We start from the raw sequence: 269 nt of genomic DNA, 5'->3' as shown, positions 1-269 counted from the left end.
GCAATATACTGACTAATGTTTTGCATTCCTTTTGCTGCATCCTCTTTCACTCGCCTTAGTGGGCCTTTTAGATCAGCATCTGCAAAAGCTTCCGTTTGATCAATAAAAAGTTTAGAGGCAGTAGTACTAATATGAAGTCGACCAGCAAGATCCTGATCTACCGACATAATGGCATTACGCTGTGAAATGGTCATCTGTGGACGTGAATTTTGTTGCCCAATTTCAGCTCTACCAGTTTCAATTAATACTTGTGGAAGATTCATCCTATC

1 protein-coding gene is annotated in these 269 nt (G+C 40.1%); it reads right to left on the bottom strand.

Features of this window, described 5'->3' with window-relative positions; all coding sequences use genetic code 11:
• Positions 1-269 (bottom strand): DUF6470 family protein (locus tag AOA60_RS32825; protein ID WP_218240882.1); only part of this gene is annotated, 269 nt, incomplete at both ends.

The organism is Pseudomonas sp. 2822-17 (assembly GCF_002742485.1).
Taxonomy (GTDB): domain Bacteria; phylum Pseudomonadota; class Gammaproteobacteria; order Pseudomonadales; family Pseudomonadaceae; genus Aquipseudomonas; species Aquipseudomonas cyclaminis.
The sequence above is the reverse complement of the archived record's forward strand: the minus strand, read 5'-3'. Positions and strand labels throughout refer to the sequence as shown.